This window comes from Streptomyces sp. HUAS MG91, from assembly GCF_040529335.1.
GTDB classification, from domain to species: domain Bacteria; phylum Actinomycetota; class Actinomycetes; order Streptomycetales; family Streptomycetaceae; genus Streptomyces; species Streptomyces tabacisoli.
The window spans coordinates 6122507-6140583 of the sequence record NZ_CP159534.1 but is presented as its reverse complement, the minus strand read 5'-3'; the positions used below and the strand labels follow the sequence as shown (position 1 = coordinate 6140583).

Annotated in this window: 16 protein-coding genes; 3 read left to right on the top strand and 13 right to left on the bottom strand. The window is 71.9% G+C overall.

The features are described 5' to 3' along the window. Positions 1–91: 91 nt before the first annotated feature. The 3 genes from ABII15_RS28015 to rimP form a co-directional block, all read right to left on the bottom strand. Positions 92–370, bottom strand: a complete 279-nt coding sequence (locus ABII15_RS28015) for a YlxR family protein (protein WP_351450118.1) — start codon at positions 368–370, stop codon at positions 92–94. 102 nt (positions 371–472) lie between these two features. Further along, complete coding sequence (gene nusA, locus ABII15_RS28010; RefSeq protein WP_353945027.1) at positions 473–1471, bottom strand: transcription termination factor NusA; 999 nt, start codon at positions 1469–1471, stop codon at positions 473–475. 2 nt (positions 1472–1473) lie between these two features. Beyond that, a complete protein-coding gene (gene rimP / locus ABII15_RS28005) occupies positions 1474–1980 on the bottom strand; it encodes a ribosome maturation factor RimP (protein WP_353945026.1) in 507 nt (168 codons plus the stop codon). 174 nt (positions 1981–2154) lie between these two features. Between rimP and ABII15_RS28000 the strand changes: the two genes are divergently transcribed. From ABII15_RS28000 to ABII15_RS27990, 3 genes are read left to right on the top strand one after another with little or no spacing between them, the layout of a single operon-like run. Then, positions 2155–2631 carry a hypothetical protein gene (locus tag ABII15_RS28000; RefSeq protein ID WP_353945025.1) on the top strand — a complete coding sequence of 159 codons (477 nt, stop codon included), beginning with the start codon at positions 2155–2157 and terminating at the stop codon, positions 2629–2631. Positions 2632–2639: 8 nt separating this feature from the next. Continuing rightward, a complete protein-coding gene (locus ABII15_RS27995) occupies positions 2640–3113 on the top strand; it encodes a ferritin-like domain-containing protein (protein ID WP_353945024.1) in 474 nt (157 codons plus the stop codon). 28 nt (positions 3114–3141) lie between these two features. Continuing rightward, positions 3142–4044, top strand: a complete 903-nt coding sequence (locus ABII15_RS27990; RefSeq protein WP_353945023.1) for an aminoglycoside phosphotransferase family protein — start codon at positions 3142–3144, stop codon at positions 4042–4044. Positions 4045–4056: 12 nt separating this feature from the next. Here ABII15_RS27990 and ABII15_RS27985 read toward each other — a convergent pair whose 3' ends face one another. The 10 genes from ABII15_RS27985 to ABII15_RS27940 all read right to left on the bottom strand — a co-directional run bounded on the left by ABII15_RS27985 (position 4057) and on the right by ABII15_RS27940 (position 18038). Continuing rightward, the gene (locus ABII15_RS27985; RefSeq protein WP_353945022.1) at positions 4057–4545 is read right to left on the bottom strand and encodes a GNAT family N-acetyltransferase; all 489 of its coding nucleotides are present in this window, start codon (positions 4543–4545) and stop codon (positions 4057–4059) included. A 133-nt stretch (positions 4546–4678) separates the two neighbouring features. After that, a complete protein-coding gene (locus tag ABII15_RS27980) occupies positions 4679–6388 on the bottom strand; it encodes a proline--tRNA ligase (RefSeq protein WP_353945021.1) in 1710 nt (569 codons plus the stop codon). A gap of 71 nt (positions 6389–6459) precedes the next feature. After that, positions 6460–7026, bottom strand: a complete 567-nt coding sequence (locus ABII15_RS27975; protein ID WP_353945020.1) for a GNAT family N-acetyltransferase — start codon at positions 7024–7026, stop codon at positions 6460–6462. A 218-nt stretch (positions 7027–7244) separates the two neighbouring features. Continuing rightward, the gene (locus ABII15_RS27970; protein ID WP_353945019.1) at positions 7245–8093 is read right to left on the bottom strand and encodes a GNAT family N-acetyltransferase; all 849 of its coding nucleotides are present in this window, start codon (positions 8091–8093) and stop codon (positions 7245–7247) included. Between the two features lie 262 nt (positions 8094–8355). Beyond that, positions 8356–9513 (bottom strand): flavodoxin-dependent (E)-4-hydroxy-3-methylbut-2-enyl-diphosphate synthase, encoded by a 1158-nt coding sequence (gene ispG, locus ABII15_RS27965; protein ID WP_353945018.1) that lies wholly within the window; start codon positions 9511–9513, stop codon positions 8356–8358. Positions 9514–9669: 156 nt separating this feature from the next. Then, complete coding sequence (locus ABII15_RS27960) at positions 9670–10971, bottom strand: site-2 protease family protein (protein ID WP_353945017.1); 1302 nt, start codon at positions 10969–10971, stop codon at positions 9670–9672. Then, positions 10968–12254 (bottom strand): 1-deoxy-D-xylulose-5-phosphate reductoisomerase, encoded by a 1287-nt coding sequence (gene dxr / locus ABII15_RS27955; protein ID WP_353945016.1) that lies wholly within the window; start codon positions 12252–12254, stop codon positions 10968–10970. Before dxr ends, ABII15_RS27960 begins: the two co-directional genes overlap by 4 nt. Positions 12255–12419: 165 nt before the next feature. Next, on the bottom strand, positions 12420–14360 hold the full coding sequence (locus ABII15_RS27950; RefSeq protein WP_353945015.1) for an acyl-CoA dehydrogenase family protein: 1941 nt from the start codon (positions 14358–14360) through the stop codon (positions 12420–12422). Positions 14361–14535: 175 nt separating this feature from the next. Next, positions 14536–15981 (bottom strand): aldehyde dehydrogenase family protein, encoded by a 1446-nt coding sequence (locus tag ABII15_RS27945; RefSeq protein ID WP_353945014.1) that lies wholly within the window; start codon positions 15979–15981, stop codon positions 14536–14538. Positions 15982–16370: 389 nt separating this feature from the next. Then, the gene (locus ABII15_RS27940; protein WP_353945013.1) at positions 16371–18038 is read right to left on the bottom strand and encodes a PucR family transcriptional regulator; all 1668 of its coding nucleotides are present in this window, start codon (positions 18036–18038) and stop codon (positions 16371–16373) included. Positions 18039–18077 lie beyond the last annotated feature (39 nt).

Sequence of the window (18077 nt, the reverse complement as noted above, 5' to 3'; positions counted from 1 at the left end):
CATCGCGTACTCATCGAGTGCTCATCGCAATCTCGACCTACTTCCAACTCGCGAGGTACCAGGGCCGCACGGAGGTTCCGTACGGCGCTTCTTACGGTGTTGCCTGCTCGACGCGGTGACGCAGCGCCGCCGTGTCGAACGGACCAGGGGACTTGAACGCCCGCTGGAACGCCCGGCGACGGACCGCCTGGTCGAGACAGATCTCGGCGGGATGCACGTAGGCACCCCGGCCGGGCAGCGTACCGCGATCATCGGGGACACATTCACCCTCGACGATCACGATCCGCAGCAGATCGCTCTTGGCCGCTCGCTCCCGGCATCCCACGCAGGTTCGCTCAGGGCAGGCGCGGGCTTGCGTCCGGCCAGACACGCTTAAGTCTACCTCCCCGTAGCGACCTCACCCCTTTGGGGGAAAAATCGAACGGCCGTCTACGTCACATTCTGTCGTGATCCAAGCGCACAGCGCCCGGAATTATTCCCCGGCGTCGGATCCGGGCTGCTCGGTGTCCGGACGGATGTCGATCCGCCAGCCGGTCAGCCGGGCGGCCAGGCGGGCGTTCTGCCCCTCCTTGCCGATGGCCAGCGACAGCTGGTAGTCCGGCACCGTGACCCGGGCCGAGCGCGCGCCCATGTCGACGATCTCGACCTTCGAGACGCGCGCCGGCGACAGGGCGTTGGCCACCATCTCCGCCGGGTCGTCCGACCAGTCGACGATGTCGATCTTCTCGCCGTTCAGCTCGCCCATCACGTTGCGCACGCGCCCGCCCATGGGACCGATGCACGCGCCCTTGGCGTTGAGTCCGCTGCGGGTGGAGCGCACGGCGATCTTCGTGCGGTGACCGGCCTCGCGGGCGATGGCGGTGATCTCCACCGAACCGTCGGCGATCTCCGGGACCTCCAGCGCGAAGAGCTTCTTGACGAGGTTCGGGTGGGTCCGGGACAGCGTCACGGACGGACCGCGCACGCCCTTCGCCACGCGCACGACGTAGCTGCGCAGGCGCAGTCCGTGCGGGTACTCCTCGCCCGGCACCTGCTCCTGCACCGGCAGGATCGCTTCCAGCTTGCCGATGTCGACCAGCACGTTCTTCGGGTCGCGGCCCTGCTGGACCTGGCCCATGACGATGTCGCCCTCGCGGCCCGCGTACTCGCCGAGCGTCGCGTCGTCCTCGGCGTCGCGCAGCCGCTGCAGGATGACCTGCTTGGCGGTGGTGGCGGCGATCCGGCCGAAGTCGGAGGGAGTGTCGTCGAACTCCTTGGCCTCCTGGCCCTCTTCGAGGTCCGCCGGGTCCTCCGTCGCCCACACCGTCACATGGCCGCTCTCGCGGTCCAGCTTCACGCGCGCGCGGCGGAAGCTGCCTTCGGTGCGGTGGTAGGCGATGAGGAGGGCCGACTCGATCGCCTCGACCAGCAGATCGAAGGAGATCTCCTTCTCCCGGACCAGACCCCGCAGGGCACTCATGTCGATGTCCACGGCTACGCCTCCTCTTCAGATACGTCGTTCTTGTTCTTGCGGTTGAACTCGACCTGCACGCGCGCCTTGGCGATGTCGGCGAGGTCGAGTCGTCGGGCGGTGGGCTTGCGGCCCTTCACACCCGGTACTTCCAGGTCGAGACCGTCGTCGTCGACCTCGAGAATGCGGGCCACCAGCTCGGCACCGTCGTTCAGCGTGAACTTCACGAGGCGGTCCGTGGCGCGGACGTAGTGGCGGTGCTCGGTCAGCGGGCGCTCGGCGCCCGGCGTCCCGACCTCCAGCTCGTACTCGCCGTCGCCCATGGCGTCGGTCTCGTCGAGCTTCGCCGAGAGCGCGCGGCTCACATCGGCGATCGCGTCCAGGTCGGCGCCCTCGTCCGAGTCGACGACGACACGCAGCACACGCTTGCGTCCGACGGAGGCCACCTCGACCTCTTCCAGGTCGAGTCCCTGCGAGCTGACAAGCGGTTCCAGTAGTTCCCGCAGCCTCTCGTTCTGGGTCGTGCTCATCCGGGTGACTCCTCGGCCGCGTGTGCTGTTGTGGTTGCTGACATTCCCTGCGCGTCAGGTCAAAGGGTATCCGGTCCAGGGGGGTGTTGCCGTCCACCGGACGGGGGCCGACTGTACGGTGATCACCGGTCACTCCCCGTTCCCCGCCCGCCCCGCTGCCCAAGGACGTCCGCCGTGCCGCACACCACTCGTAGGAGTCTGCTGGTCTCCCTGGCCGGCGCAGCGCTGCTGGCCGGGTGCACGGACAGCGGCGGTGACGGCGGCGGCGCCGAGGGGGCGCCCGCCGTCTCGCGGGAGAAGCGGCTGCGGGCGAAGGCGGCCCGGGAGAGCGCCGACCTGCTCGGACAGTACGACCGGGCGCTCGCCGCGCGGCCGTCGCTGGCCGCCCGGCTCGACCCGCTGCGCGACGAGGTCGCGCAGCACGTGAAGGCGTTCGGCGGGGCGTCCCGGCCGAGCGCGGCGAGCAGCGCCACGACGCCGCCGGTCGCCGAGAAGGACGTACTGAAAGCGCTGGCGGTGGCCGAGCGGGAGCTGGCCGAGCGCCGGATGAAGGCCCTGGCCGAGCCGGAGACCTCCGCGGAGCTGGCGCGGCTGCTCGCGTCGGTGGCGGCGGCCGGCGCCGGGCACGCGTATCTGCTGGGTGAGGGGTGAGGGTCGCGATGAGCGAACAGGATCTGCTGGCCGCCGTGCAGGCGGCGCTGCGTGCCGAACACGCGGCGGTGTACGGGTACGGGGTGGTGGGCGGCCGGATCCGGTCGGGCCGCGGCGACGAGGCGAAGTCCGCGTACGACGCGCATCGCGCCCGGCGCGACGACCTGCGCCGCACGGTGCGCGACCTGGGCGGCACCCCCGAGGAGTCGGCCGGGGCGTACGCGCTGCCGTTCCCGGTGCCGGACTCGGCCGCCGCGGCCCGGCTCGCGGCCGACATCGAGGACAAGGTCGCCGGGGTCTACTCGGATCTCGTCCGGGCCGCGAGCGGTGAGCGGCGGCGTGCCGCGGCCGACGCGCTGCGGGAGGCGGCGGTCCGTGCGGTGCGCTGGCGCGGCAGCAGCGTAGCCTTCCCTGGGCTCACCGAACGGGCCGCGGCGCCCTCGGCGTCCGCCTCCGGTTCCACGGCGACGCCCGGCACTTGAGGAGTCTTCGGAAGGGAATCACGCGCGCATGGCTTTCGAACCGCCGCAGCGGCTGGTGAACGCGCTCGGCGAGGTGCGCGACGACGGGGCGTCCGCGTGGCTCGCCGATCTGGGCGCGCTGCTCGACGCGGCGGCGGCCCGCCGCGCGGTGACCGTGGAGCGGGTGCACGTGCCCGGCGGGCGCAGCAGCCTGGTGGCGCAGGTGCGCACGGCGGACGGCTCGCCCGCGGTCCTGAAGCTGGCGCCGGAGCGGTTCCGGCCGGAGGCGGAGCGGGCGGCGCTGACGCACTGGGACGGGTTCGGCGCGGTACGGCTGCTCGATGCCGGGATGAACGACGGCGCGCTGCTCCTTGAACGGCTGCACCCGGAGATCTCGGTGCGGACGCTGCCGGAGGCGAAGGCGCTCCTGGAGGCGGCGGGCACGCTGCGGCGGTTGTGGGTGGACCCGCCCGCCGGGCGCAACTGCGAGACGGTGCCCGAGCGCACGGGCCGGCAGGCGACGGCGATGCGCGCGAGCGTGGACGCCTTCCCCGAGGTGGCGCCGCTCGTGGACGCGGCGCTGGAGGCGCGCGACGAGCTGGTGGCCTCGGCCCCCGAACTGCGGCTGCTGCACGGCACGTTCCGGCAGTCCAAGGTGCTGGCCGGGGAGCGCACGCCGTGGCTGGCCGTCGGCCCCGACCCGGTGGTCGGCGAGTGCGCCTTCGATCTGGCGCGGCTGGTGCGCGACCGGGTGGAGGACCTGATCGGGTCGCCGTCGGGGCCCGCGATCACCCGGCGCCGGGTGAAGAAGCTCGCCGAGTCGCTGGACGTGGAGCAGGAGCGGCTGCGCGGCTGGACGCTGTTCCGGGCGGTGGAGTCCGGGGTGCGGGCGCTGCGTGTGGGGCGTGAGCGGGACGCGGAGAACCTGCTGGAATTCGCGGGCTGGCTCTGAGCGGCCGGCGGGTCAGGCGGTCAGGTCGCGTACGTACGTGATGCCGGGGCCGCCCTTCTTCAGGAGGCGTTCGCCGACCGGGCGGAAGCCGGTGCGGGTGAGCACCGTGCGGGAGGCGTGGTTGGTCTCGGCCGCGGCGGCGGTGAGCCGGTCCAGGCCGTAGTCGGCGACGGCCACCTCGAACAGGCGGCGGACGGCGGCGGTGGCCAGGCCCCGCCCGGTGGCCTTCTCCGCGACGCGGAAGCCGAGTTCGGCGCTGCCGTCGGCCGGGTCGTAGAGGTTGAACCGGCCGAGGATCTCGCCGTCGTCACCGGTCAGCACATGGCACCGCATCGTGCCGGCGTCCTGCTCGGCGAGGAGGGCGGCGTGGCGCTCCGCGTAGTGCTCGAAGTAGGCGTCGCCGCGGTCGGGGACGTGAGCGGCGAAGAATTCACGGTTCTCGCGCTCGAAGACGAGGAGCGCTGCCGCGTGGTCCGGGTTCAGGCGCTGCAGTTCGGGCATGGTCGTCACAGTAGTACCGGCCGGTGGGGCTTCTCGCGCAGTTCCCCGCGCCCCTGAAGCGAGCGGAGCTCGCCCTCAGGGGCGCGGGGAACTGCGCGAGAAGCCACGACGGTGGCGAGCCGGACGCGCGGCGTTATGCCACGGTGCCGGTCAGACGGGCGACCGCTTCCTCGACCGAGAGTTCTTCGCGCTCGCCGGTGCGCCGGTCCTTCAGCTCCAGGACACGGTCACCGCTGCGCCGCCCCGCGACCAGGATCTTCGGGACACCGATCAGCTCGGAGTCGGTGAACTTCACGCCGGGCGAGATGCCGGGACGGTCGTCGACCAGGACGCGCACGCCGGCCTCGGCGAGGAGCTCCGAGACCTCCAGGGCCAGCTCGGTCTGGAGCGCCTTGCCCGCGGCGACCACGTGCACGTCGGCGGGGGCGATCTCCTCCGGCCAGACCAGGCCCTTGTCGTCGGCGTGCTGCTCGGCGAGCGCGGCGACGGCGCGGGAGACGCCGATGCCGTACGAACCCATGGTCACGCGGACCGGCTTGCCGTTCTGGCCGAGCACGTCGAGCTGGAAGGCGTCGGCGTACTTGCGGCCGAGCTGGAAGATGTGGCCGATCTCGATGGCGCGGTCCAGCTTCAGGCCCGTACCGCACTTGGGGCAGGGGTCGCCCTCCTGGACCACGACGACGTCGACGTAGGCGTCGACCTCGAAGTCGCGGCCCGCGACGACGTTCTTCGCGTGGACGCCGGTCTTGTTGGCGCCGGTGATCCAGGCGGTGCCGGGGGCGACGCGCGGGTCGGCGATGTACTGGACCTTCTCCAGGCCCTGCGGGCCGACGTAGCCGCGGACCAGGTCGTCACGGCCCTCGAAGTCCTCGGCGGTGACCAGCTCGACGGCGGCCGGGGCGAAGTGCGCCTCGACCTTGTCCATGTCGACCTCGCGGTCGCCGGGGACGCCGACGGCGACGATCTCGCCGTCGACCTTCACGAGGAGGTTCTTCAGGGTCTCGGACGCCTGGACGTTCAGGTGCGCGGCGAGCGTCTCGATGGTGGGCGTGTCGGGCGTGGGGATCTCTTCGAGGGCGGCGACGCCGGTGGCGTCGACCGGCGCGAGCGCGAAGGAGACGGCCTCGGTGTTGGCCGCGTAGTCGCAGTTCGGGCAGTCGGCGAAGGTGTCCTCGCCGGCCGCGGCCGGGGCCAGGAACTCCTCGGACTTGGAGCCGCCCATGGCGCCCGCGGTGGCGGCGCAGATGCGGTGGTCGAGGCCGAGGCGCTGGAAGATCTTCTGGTACGCGGCGCGGTGCAGCGCGTAGGAGTGGGCGAGGCCCTCGTCCTCCAGGTCGAAGGAGTACGAGTCCTTCATCAGGAACTCGCGGCCGCGCAGGATGCCGGCGCGGGGGCGGGCCTCGTCGCGGTACTTCGACTGGATCTGGTAGAGGATCACGGGCAGGTCCTTGTAGGACGTGCACTGGTCCTTGACCAGGAGGGTGAAGATCTCCTCGTGGGTCGGGCCGAGGAGGTAGTCGCCGCCCTTGCGGTCGTTGAGGCGGAACAGCTCGGCGCCGTACTCGGTCCAGCGGCCGGTCGCCTCGTAGGGCTCCTTGGGCAGCAGGGCGGGGAGGGTGACCTCCTGGGCGCCGATGGCGTCCATCTCCTCGCGGACCACGCGCTCGACGTTGGCGAGGACCTTCTTGCCGAGCGGCAGCCAGGACCAGATTCCCGCGGCGGTGCGGCGCACGTACCCGGCGCGCACGAGGAGCTTGTGGCTCAGCACCTCGGCGTCCGCCGGGTCGTCGCGCAGGGTCTTCACCATCAACCGGGACATGCGCTGGACCTGGGCCTTGGCCATGATTCTTGACTCCTGCTGCGAAAGGGTGGTCCCAGGAGGTTAGCCGTGCGGGCCCGGCGGCCGGAAATCGGTCAGTGGAGGGGCCTGAGCAGCGGCAGCGGGGCGCCCATCACGGCGTACGGCTTCGGGGCGCTCGGGAAGAGCACCTGCTGGGCCAGGTCGGCGTAGCCGAGGGAGCGGTACAGGCCGCGTGCGGGGCTCTCGTGGTCGATCGCGGAGAGGATCGAGCGGGGCTGGTACGCGGTGTCGGTGATCATCGTGATCAGGGTGCGGCCGATGCCGCGGTTCTGGTGGCCGGGGTGGACGTGCAGCTCGGTGATGACGAACGAGTCGTCGAGCCAGTGGTCGGTGCCGCGGGAGCGCAGGTACGGCTCGACGACCGTGGACCACCAGTGGGTACGGTCGTTCGGCATGCCGTAGACGAAGCCGACGAGGCGGCCGGTCTCGGTGGTGGCGCCGAGCGCGCGGGCTCCCGGGTACGTGATGTGCCGCAGGACGATCTGGCGGCGGACCGCGATCTCGTCGTCGCTGAGGCCGAAGGCATGGGCCTGGACCGCGAGGGCCTCGTCCACGCGGGCGCGCAGGTCGAGGGGGCCGATGGTGACGGAGGGCTCGTCCGTGCTGCTGCGGTGCGGCATGCCCCGGAGAGTACCCCGGGGCGGACGGCTGAGGGGCCGGGCGCCAGGGCCTGTCTGACAATTCCCGTCTGCCCCGCGACGCCTGGCACGTGCTCTCGCCGCACCGGGCACAAGGCCGAGTACGTCCAGTACGAGGCCTTGCACCCGGCCCGCCGAGAGCACGCACCAGACGCCGCGAGGCCGCCCTTCGGGCGACGACGGGAATTGTCAGACAGGCCCTAGAACAGCACGCTCATGAAGGCGCCGACTTCCTCGAAGCCGACCCTGCGGTAGGCCGCGCGGGCCGGGGTGTTGAAGTCGTTGACGTAGAGGCTGACGACCGGGGCCACGTCCGCGAGGGCGTAGCGGACCACGGCCGCCATGCCGGGCGCGGCGAGGCCCTTGCCGCGGTGCTCGGGCGCCACCCAGACGCCCTGGATCTGGCAGGCCTCCGGGGTCGCGGCGCCGATCTCCGCCTTGAAGATCACCTTGCCGTGCTCGTCGAGGCGGGCGAAGGAGCGTCCCGAGCCGACCAGTTCGGCGACCCGCGCCTGGTAGAGCAGGCCGCCGTCGCCCGCCAGCGGGGAGACGCCGACCTCCTCGGTGAACATCGCCACGCACGCCGGCATGATCGTCTCCATCTCGTCCTTGCGGATGCGGCGGACGTACGGGTCCGGCTCGACGTGGGCCGGCAGCCGGTCGGTGACCATCAGGGGCTGGTGGGCGCGGACCTCGCGGGCGGGGCCCCAGGAGGGTTCGAGGAGCTGCCACAGGCGGGCCGTGGGCTCGGCCGGGCCGACGATGGAGGAGCAGCGGCGGCCGGCTCTGCGGGCGCGGTCGGCGAAGCCTCTGACGGCTCTGTCGGTGGCGCAGATGGGGACGAGGTTGGCGCCCGCGTAGCACAGGGACCGCAGCATGCCGTCCTCGTACCAGCCCCACATCTCGCCTCCGAGCCGCCACGGGTCGAGGCCCGCGACGCGGACGCGGGCCGTCACGAAGGCGTTCACGACCGGCTCGCGGTCGAGGACGGCGAGCGCGGCGTCGAGGTCACTCGGTTCGAGGACCCGGGTGGTGGTCTGAGTCAACACGTGCGGGGCCTTTTTGGCGGGGAGGGCTGGTCTCCGCACTGTACCTGGCGGTGGCAGCGGGTGTACTGGGGCTGCCTTCGGCCGCCTTCCGCACGGGCGGCTGCCGGGTGAGATCCGTCGGCGGCTGCTGGCCGGTGGCCTCTTCTCGCGCAGTTCCCCGCGCCCCTGAAGCGAGCGGAGCTCGCCCTTCAGGGGCGCGGGGAACTGCGCGCTCGGCCGCCGGGCGGAACCCGGCAATCGAGCGCGCGAGGCCGGGGACCGATCAGCCGGCGACCGCGACGGACGGCTCGCCGGAGGCAACCCCGTCCTTCTCCATCTGCTCGGCGATCTTCATCGCCTCCTCGATGAGCGTCTCCACGATCTTCGACTCGGGAACGGTCTTGATGACCTCGCCCTTGACGAAGATCTGCCCCTTGCCGTTGCCGGAGGCGACACCGAGGTCGGCCTCGCGGGCCTCGCCCGGACCGTTCACGACACAGCCCATGACGGCCACGCGGAGAGGGACCTCCATGCCGTCGAGCCCGGCGGTGACCTCTTCGGCGAGCTTGTAGACGTCGACCTGGGCACGCCCGCAGGACGGGCAGGAGACGATCTCCAGGCGGCGGGGCTTGAGGTTCAGCGACTCCAGGATCGCGTTGCCCACCTTGATCTCCTCGACCGGCGGGGCCGAGAGGGAGACGCGGATGGTGTCGCCGATGCCCTCGGAGAGCAGCGCGCCGAAGGCGACGGCCGACTTGATGGTGCCCTGGAAAGCGGGACCGGCCTCGGTGACGCCGAGGTGCAGCGGGTAGTCGCAGCGCTCGGCGAGCAGCCGGTAGGCGTTGACCATCACGACCGGGTCGTTGTGCTTGACCGAGATCTTGATGTCGCGGAAGTCGTGCTCCTCGAAGAGGGACGCCTCCCACAGGGCCGACTCGACGAGGGCCTCGGGGGTCGCCTTGCCGTACTTCTGGAGCAGGCGGCGGTCGAGCGAGCCCGCGTTCACCCCGATGCGGATCGGGGTGCCGTGGTCCTTCGCCGCCTTGGCGATCTCCTTGACCTTGTCGTCGAACTGCTTGATGTTGCCCGGGTTGACGCGGACCGCGGCGCAGCCCGCCTCGATGGCCGCGAAGACGTACTTGGGCTGGAAGTGGATGTCGGCGATCACCGGGATCTGCGACTTCTTCGCGATGACCGGCAGCGCGTCGGCGTCGTCCTGCGTGGGGCAGGCCACCCGCACGATCTGGCAGCCGGACGCCGTCAGCTCGGCGATCTGCTGGAGCGTGGCGCCGATGTCGGACGTCCGCGTGGTCGTCATCGACTGCACCGACACCGGGGCGTCGCCGCCCACGGCCACCGTGCCGACCTGGATCTGCCGGCTCTTGCGCCGCTCGGCGAGCTTGGTCGGTACGTCCGGCATGCCGAGAGAAATCGCAGTCATCTGCTGTGCAACCCCAAGGTGTGGATCGAGGATCGAGTCCAGAGGTTTCCGAGATTACGTCACCGGCGCACGGCCGAGCACATCGCGCCCTCCTACACCACCCGAAGGTGGGCGACCGGGCACCCAGGGTGCCCGGCCGCCTTGAACCTCACGCGATCAGGAGATTTTCACCGGGTTAACGACGTCGGCGATCAGCACCAGGATCGTGAAACAGACGAAGATTCCCGCGACGACGTAGGCCACCGGCATGAGTTTCGCGACATCGAACGGGCCCGGGTCGGGACGCCGGAACACCCGCGCGAGGTTGCGCCGCAGCGCCTCCCAGAGCGCGCCCGCGATGTGTCCGCCGTCCAGCGGCAGCAGCGGGAGCATGTTGAACAGGAACAGCGACAGGTTGAAGCCCGCGACCAGCATCAGGGCCATCGCCAGCTGCTGGGTCGCCGGGATGTCCATGGTGAAGATCTCGCCGCCGACCCGGGCCGCGCCGACCACGCCCATCGGGGAGTCCGCCTCGCGCGGGCCGTCGCCGAACGCGGCGTCCCACAGTGCGGGGATCTTCGCGGGCAGCGCGACGATGGAGTCGACGGCGTCCCCGACCCGGTCGGTCATCCAGGACACCGAGTCGCCGAAGTCCTGGTGGACGACGCCGGTGGCGGCGGTGAAGCCGAGGAAGCCCGCCTTCACGTAGCCGTCGGTGATCTGGCCGCTGGAGTCCTTCTTCGCCACCTGGTTCGTGGCGATCTTCGCGGTCAGCGTCTTCCGCTGTCCGTCGCGCTCCACGACGATCGGGACGGTCTTGCCCGCGCTCTCCCGGATCTCGTCGGACAGGGTGTTCCACTTGTCCGTCGTGATCCCGTTGAACGAGACGATCTTGTCCTTGGCCTGGAGGCCCGCCGCCTTCGCCGGGGACTCCGGGTCGGACGCCTTGCAGGTGTCCCGGTTCGCGCTGGCCTCGATGACGCAGGCGGAGACCGACGAGACCGTGTTCGTCTGCTGCGTGACGCCGAAGCCCATGAGCACGACGAAGAACAGGCCGATCGCGAGGATCAGGTTCATGAACGGGCCGGCGAACATCACGATGACCCTCTTCCACGGCTTGCGCGTGTAGAAGAGCCGGGTCTCGTCGCCGGGCTGCAGTTCCTCGAAGGCCGCGGCCCGCGCGTCCTCCACCATCGAGCGGAAGGGGGAGGTGGAGCGGGCCTCGATCCTGCCGTCCTCGCCGGGCGGGAACATGCCGATCATGCGGATGTAGCCGCCGAGCGGGATCGCCTTGATGCCGTACTCGGTGTCGCCCTTCTTCCGCGAGAAGAGGGTGGGGCCGAAGCCGACCATGTACTGCGGCACGCGGATGCCGAAGAGCTTCGCCGTCGACAGGTGGCCCAGCTCGTGCCAGGCGATGGAGACGAGCAGGCCCACCACGAAGATGACTATGCCGAGGATCATCATCAAGGTCGTCATGCACGAGCCTCCGCGGCCGTCTTGTCCTGTGCGGTCAGTTCACGGGCCCGGGCGCGCGCCCAGGTCTCCGCTTCGAGGACGTCCGCGACGGTGAGTGAAGTTCCCGTTTCCGGTGTGCCGTGTTCCTCGACGACCTTCGTCACCGTGTCCATGATCCCGTTGAACGGCAGCGCGCCCTTCAGGAACGCGTCCACGCACTCCTCATTGGCGGCATTGAACACCGCCGGGGCCGTCCCCGCGAGCTCCCCCACATGCCGGGCGAGCCCCACCGACGGAAAAGCGTCGTTGTCGAGCGGGAAGAACTCCCAGGTGGAGGCCTTGGTCCAGTCGAAGGCGGGGGCCGCGTCGGGGATCCGCTCGGGCCAGCCGATGCCGACGGCGATCGGACCACGCATGTCGGGCGGGGTGGCCTGGGCGAGCGTGGAGCCGTCGGTGAACTCGACCATGGAGTGCACGTAGGACTGGGGGTGGACGACGACTTCGATGCGGTCGAAGGGAATGTCGTAGAGCAGGTGTGCCTCGATGACCTCCAGGCCCTTGTTGACCAGGGTGGAGGAGTTGATCGTGATGACCGGGCCCATCGCCCAGGTGGGGTGTGCGAGGGCGTCCTCGACGGTGACCCGCTCCAGGTCGGCGCGGGTGCGGCCGCGGAACGGGCCGCCCGACGCCGTCACGACCAGCTTGCGCACGTCGGCGCGGGTGCCGGCGGCGAGCGCCTGGAAGAGCGCCGCGTGCTCCGAGTCGACCGGGATGATCTGGCCGGGCGCGGCGATGTCCTTGACCAGCGGGCCGCCGACGATCAGCGATTCCTTGTTGGCCAGGGCGAGGGTGCGGCCCGCTTCGAGCGCGGCGAGCGTCGGGGCCAGGCCGATGGAGCCGGTGATGCCGTTGAGCACGGTGTGGCAGTCGCCGCGCCCCGCGATCTCGGTGGCGGCGTCGGGCCCGGCCAGGATCTCCGGAAGCGGCTCGCCCGTGCCGTACTGGGCGGCCAGGGCCTCGCGCAGCGCCGGCACGGCGTCCTCGCGGGCCACGGCGACCGTGCGCACGCCCAGGCGGCGGGCCTGCTCGGCGAGGAGTTCGACCCTGCCGCCCGCGGCGCTCAGGGCGGTGACGCGGAAGCGGTCAGGGTTGCGCAGGACCAGGTCGATGGCCTGGGTGCCGATCGAGCCCGTCGAGCCCAGGACGGTGATGTCCCGCGGGGTGTCGGTGGGGGCCGGATCGAAGACGAGGTGGGGATCCGCGAGCGGGGACGGGCTGACGGAGCTGTCGGGGCTGTCGGTCATTGCCCCATTCTTGCGCGCGTGGCCGGTGAAGCCGACAGGGTGCCCCGGCAGTTCGCGCCCGGCGGGTCGCCGGGCACGCGTGGCGGACCGGCACGGCGTGCTTCCGGAGGCCGCGTGCCGCCCTCCTCCCGGGCCCGGCCGACCGGGCCCGGGGAGTTGCCGTCGTCAGCGGATGGGCCGGTGCACGTTCTCCCGCTTGCTGGCCCCGGGGGTCGCGTCGGCGATCCAGGGCCCGTCGCCGCTCGGGTCGACGACGCCCTGCTCCAGCCAGGTGTACGTACCGCCGAGCACGCCCTTGACGACCTTGCGGTCCAGTTCGTCGGTGTTGGTCCACAGCCGGTCGAAGAGTTCGTCGACGCGGATGCGGGCCTGACCGCAGAAGACGTCGGCGAGCTGGTACGCCTCGCGGCCGTACTCCTCGGTGGTGCGCAGGAGTTCGGCGCGTACGCAGGCCGCGCTCATCGCGAACAGTTCGGCGCCGATGTCGACGATGCGGCCGAGGAAGCCCTGCTTGGTCTCCATGCGGCCCTGCCAGCGGGACATGGCGTAGAAGGTGGAGCGGGCCAGCTTGCGGGCCGAGCGCTCGACGTAGCGCAGATGGCCGGACAGGTCGCGGTGGCCCGCCGGGTGGAATTCGCCGTACGAGCGCGGGAGCTGGCCGGGGCCCGCGACCAGCTTGGGCAGCCAGCGGGCGTAGAAGCCGCCCGCCTTCGCGCCCGCCCGCGCCTTGTCGGACAGGGACTTGTCGGGGTCGATGAGGTCGCCGGCGACGGACAGGTGGGCGTCGACGGCCTCGCGCGCGATCAGCAGGTGCATGATCTCGGTGGAGCCCTCGAAGATGCGGTTGATGCGCAGGTCGCGCAGCATCTGCTCGGCGGGGACCGCGCGTTCGCCGCGGGCGGCGAGGGATTCGGCGGTCTCGAAGCCGCGGCCGCCGCGGATCTGCACCAGCTCGTCCGCCATCAGACAGCTCATCTCGGAGCCGTAGAGCTTGGCGAGGGCGGCCTCGATGCGGATGTCGTTGCGGTCCTCGTCGGCCATCTGCGAGGAGAGGTCGACGACGGCCTCCAGGGCGAACGTGGTCGCCGCGATGAAGCTGATCTTCGCGCCGACCGCCTCGTGGAACGCGACCGGCTTGCCCCACTGCTCGCGGGCCGCCGACCACTCGCGGGCGATCTTCAGGCACCACTTGCCGGCGCCGACGCACATGGCGGGCAGCGAGAGGCGTCCGGTGTTGAGGGTGGTGAGCGCGATCTTCAGTCCGGCGCCCTCCGGGCCGATCCGGTTCGCGGCGGGCACCCGTACCCGGTCGAAGCGCGTGACGCCGTTCTCCAGGCCGCGCAGGCCCATGAAGGCGTTGCGGTTCTCGACCGTGATGCCCTCGGACGCGGCCTCCACCACGAACGCGGTGATGCCGCCCCTGTGCCCCTCGGACTTCGGGACGCGCGCCATGACGACGAGCAGATCGGCGACGACGCCGTTCGTCGTCCACAGCTTCACGCCGTCGAGGACGTAGGAGTCGCCGTCGGGGACGGCGGTGGTAGCGAGCCGGGCCGGGTCGGAGCCGACGTCGGGCTCGGTCAGCAGGAACGCGCTGATGTCGGTGCGGGCGCAGCGCGGCAGGAACGTGTCCTTCTGCTCCTGCGTCCCGAACAGCTTCAGCGGCTGCGGTACGCCGATGGACTGGTGCGCGGAGAGCAGGGCGCCGATCGCCGGGGACGCGGAGCCGACCAGGGCGAGCGACTTGTTGTAGTACACCTGGGTGAGGCCGAGCCCGCCGTACTTCGTGTCGATCTTCATGCCGAGCGCGCCGAGCTCCTTGAGCCCGTTGACCGTCTCGTCGGGGATCCTCGCCTCGCGCTCGATGCGGGCGGAGTCGATCTCCGTCTCGCAGAAGTCGCGGAGCTTGGCCAGAAACTCCTCGCCGCGCTGCGCGTCCTCGTCGGCGGGCATGGGGTGCGGGTGGATGAGGTCGATCCGGAACCGGCCGAGGAAGAGCTCCTTCGCGAAACTGGGCTTGCGCCAGTCCTGTTCGCGTGCGGCCTCGGCGACCTGCCGGGCCTCCCGTTCGGAGACCTTCGCCTGATGCTGGGGTGTTGCGGACATGAGGTTCACCTCGCCGCGTCGGGTCCACCGGCCCGGTCCCGTTACCGGCCGGTGCTACCCGATCGTATGTACCCGAAAACCGGCATGTCGGCCAGCCCTCTCGGGCCTACGGGGGCCTACGGAACAGCGGCCCGAACCCCCGCACAGTGGGTTCGGGCCGCCGTTCGTCAGGGGCCTAGAGGGCGAGGCCGGTCAGGACCAGGACGCGCTCGTAGGTGTAGTCGTCCATCGCGTAGCGGACGCCCTCGCGGCCGACGCCGGACTGCTTGGCGCCGCCGTACGGCATCTGGTCGGCGCGGTAGGAGGGGACGTCGCCGACGACGACGCCGCCGACCTCGAGCGCGCGGTGGGCGCGGAAGGCCGTCTGGAGGTCGTGCGTGAACACGCCCGCCTGGAGGCCGTACTTGGAGTCGTTGACCGCGGCGAACGCCTCGGCCTCGCCGTCGACCTTCTTCACCGTGAGGACCGGGCCGAAGACCTCCTCGCAGGAGATCGTGACGTCGGCCGGTACGTCGGCCAGGACGGTCGGCGCGTAGGTGGCACCGTCCCGCTTGCCGCCCGCGAGGAGGGTGGCTCCGGCGTCGACGGCTTCGGTCACCCAGGACTCCACGCGCTTGGCGGCGTCCTCGCTGACCAGCGGGCCCACGTCGGTGGCGTCGTCGGCCGGGTCGCCGGTGATCTGCGCCTCGACGGCGGCGACGATCTTCGGGAGCAGCCGGTCGTAGACGGCGGCGTCGGCGATGACGCGCTGCACCGAGATGCAGGACTGGCCGCCCTGGTAGTTGGAGAAGGTCGCGATGCGGGTCGCGGCCCAGTCGAGGTCCTTGTCGGAGGCGTAGTCGGCGAGGACGACCGCCGCGCCGTTGCCGCCGAGCTCCAGCGTGCAGTGCTTGCGCGGGACGCTGTCCATGATCGCGTAGCCGACGGGGCCCGAGCCGGTGAAGGAGATGACGGGGAGGCGCTCGTCCTGGACCAGGGCGGGCATCCTGTCGTTCGGCACGGTGAGGACGGACCACGAACCGGCCGGGAGGTCCGTCTCCGCGAGCAGCTCACCCAGGATCAGCGAGGAGATCGGGGTCGCGGGCGCCGGCTTGAGGATGATCGGGGCGCCGACCGCGATGGCGGGGGCGACCTTGTGGGCGCTCAGGTTCAGCGGGAAGTTGAAGGGCGCGATGCCGAGGACGACGCCCTTGGGGATGCGGCGGGTCAGGGCGAGACGGCCTTGGCCGCCGGCGTCGGTGTCGAGGCGCTGGGCGTCACCGCCGTTCCAGCGGCGGGCCTCCTCGGCGGCGAACCGGAACACGGAGACCGCGCGGCCGACCTCGCCGCGGGCCCACTTGATCGGCTTGCCGTTCTCGGCGGAGATCAGGCGGGCGATCTCCTCGGTGCGCTCGGTGAGGCGGTCGGCGACGTGGTTCAGGGCCTTGGCGCGGACGTGCGCCGGGGTCGCGGCGAACTCGTCGACCACGGCGTGGGCCGCCGCGACGGCCTCCTCGACCTGGGCCTGGGTGGGCACGGCGACGGTGCCGACGAGACGGCCGTCGTAGGAGTTGTGGACGTCGAACGTCTCGTCCCCGGTGGCCTGGCGGCCGGCGAGCCAGAAGGCGTGGGTGGCGGTCATGTGTCTTCTACCGGCCTCTCCGTGTTCGTGGGCTTGTTGCGGGGTCCACGTTAGGTGGGGGGTCGGGTGGATTGGTTTGGCCGGGCTGGAGTGTTCGGGGCGCCTTGTTGGCCGGTTCGTCGGGTGCCGGCCGGTGGCCGCTTCTCGCGCAGTTCCCCGCGCCCCTGAGGCATGCGCTCCGCGCAGCCTCCCCCTGAGGCTGCGCTCCGCGCGCCTCTGATGAAGGGCGGGTGCCGCGCCCCTCTGATGAGATGGCGCACGAAGTGCGCATCTCAGGGGCGCGGGGAACTGCGCGACCAGCCACGACGAGAGCCGCGCGTGACGGCAGGTTTTAGGGGCGCGGGGAACTGCGCGAGAAGCCCCCACCGGGGCCGCAGACGAACGACGGACTAGGCGCCGGTCGCCTTCAGGGCCAGCCACAGCTCCATGCGGACATCCGGATCGTCGAGCGAGCGGCCCAGGATTTCCTCCACCCGGCGCATGCGATAGCGCAGGGTGTGCCGGTGGACTCCGAGATCGGCGGCAGCGGCATCCCACTGCCCGTGCCGCGACAGCCACGCCCGCAGCGACGCCACAAGATCCCCCCGCCCCGTCGCGTCATGATCGCGCAGCGCCCGCAGCAACCCGTCCGCGAACGCCCGCACCGCGTCGTCCCCGAGCAGCGGCAGCACCGACCCGGCGACGACGTCCTCGTGCTCGACCAGCACCCGCCCGCGCCGCCGCGCGACCGACAGCGCCTGTTCGGCCTGCTTGAACGCGGTCGCCGCCGCGATCGGCCCGGCCGGCGCCGAGAAGCCGATGACCAGTTCCTCGTCGGGGCCGCCCGAGGAGCCGGAGGCCGCGGACCGGGTCACCTCCAGCGCCTCCGCGTACTGCCCGCACGCCGCGGCCGCCGCTCCCCCGTCGACCACGAGCAGCACCACGCGCTCCCCGTCCGGCACGACGAGCACGGCCTCGCCGGAGCGCGCGGCGGCGGACTCCACGACGTCGATGAGGACCGGGACGGGGTCGCCGGGCGGACCGCCCGCCCCGGTGACCGCCTCGGCGAGCAGCAGCGCGGTGCCGGCCGGCCGGCCCCCGCTCGGCGCGACCCCGGTGGGCGGCGGCGCCACGGCCTCCGCGAGCACCATCCGGAACGGGGCGTCGAGCAGCGCCCCGTACAGATCACCGGCGACGGCCCGGGCGTGGTCGGGTTCACCGGCGAGGAGCATGCGCAGCACCGCGGCGCCGATCCGCTGCTCGGCCGCGTACAGGGCCCGCGAGCGTTCGGTGGTGAGCGTCAGCAGCGCGATGGCGGAGTGCAGCGCGTACCGCTCGGCGGTGCCGAGCGCGGCGGCCGTGCCGACCGCGAGCGCCGCACGCGGCCTGCGCCCGGTGCCGATGGAGTGCAGTTCCACGCGGTCGGTGCCGTTGTCGGAGCCGCCCGCGACGACCGCGCTGGCCGGTGCGGGGCGCTCCCGGAGCCGTTCGACGTCGGAGGTGAGCCGGGCCGCCCGCCGCCCGGCCCACTCCGGGGCGGTGGCGACGACGGCGCCCGAGGCGTCGTACAGGGCGGCCCAGCCGTCGACCTGGGCGGCGAGCACGGAGAGCAGCCCCTCGGGGCCCTCGCCGAGCGCCTGTTTGGTCAGCTCGCGCTGTGCGGCGAAGCCGGAGGTGACGGCCCGGTACTGGTCGGCGGCGATGGCGGCCGACACCGCCTTGCTGATGGCGATGAACGGCGTACGGGGCGGTACTTCGAGGAGCGGCAGGCCCTCGTCCTGGGCGGCCCGCACGAGCGCGTCGGGCACGGCGTCGTAGTTGACGCCGACCGCGAATCCGAGCCCGACGACGCCCGCGCCGACGAGCCGCTTCACGTAGCGGCGCATGGCCTCCGGGTCGTCGGCGTCCAGTTTGAGGGCGGTGATGAGCAGCAGCTCCCCGCCCTCCATGTAGGGCACCGGGTCGGCCAGCTCGCTCACGTGTGCCCAGCGAACGGGGGTGTCCAGGTGCGCCTCGCCCGCGCGCACGGTGAGTTTGAGCGCCGAGTGGTGGACGAGCGAGGCGAGCGTGGGCGGCATGGGGGCCTTCAGGTGTGCTGTGGGGGGGAGGGCAGGCGG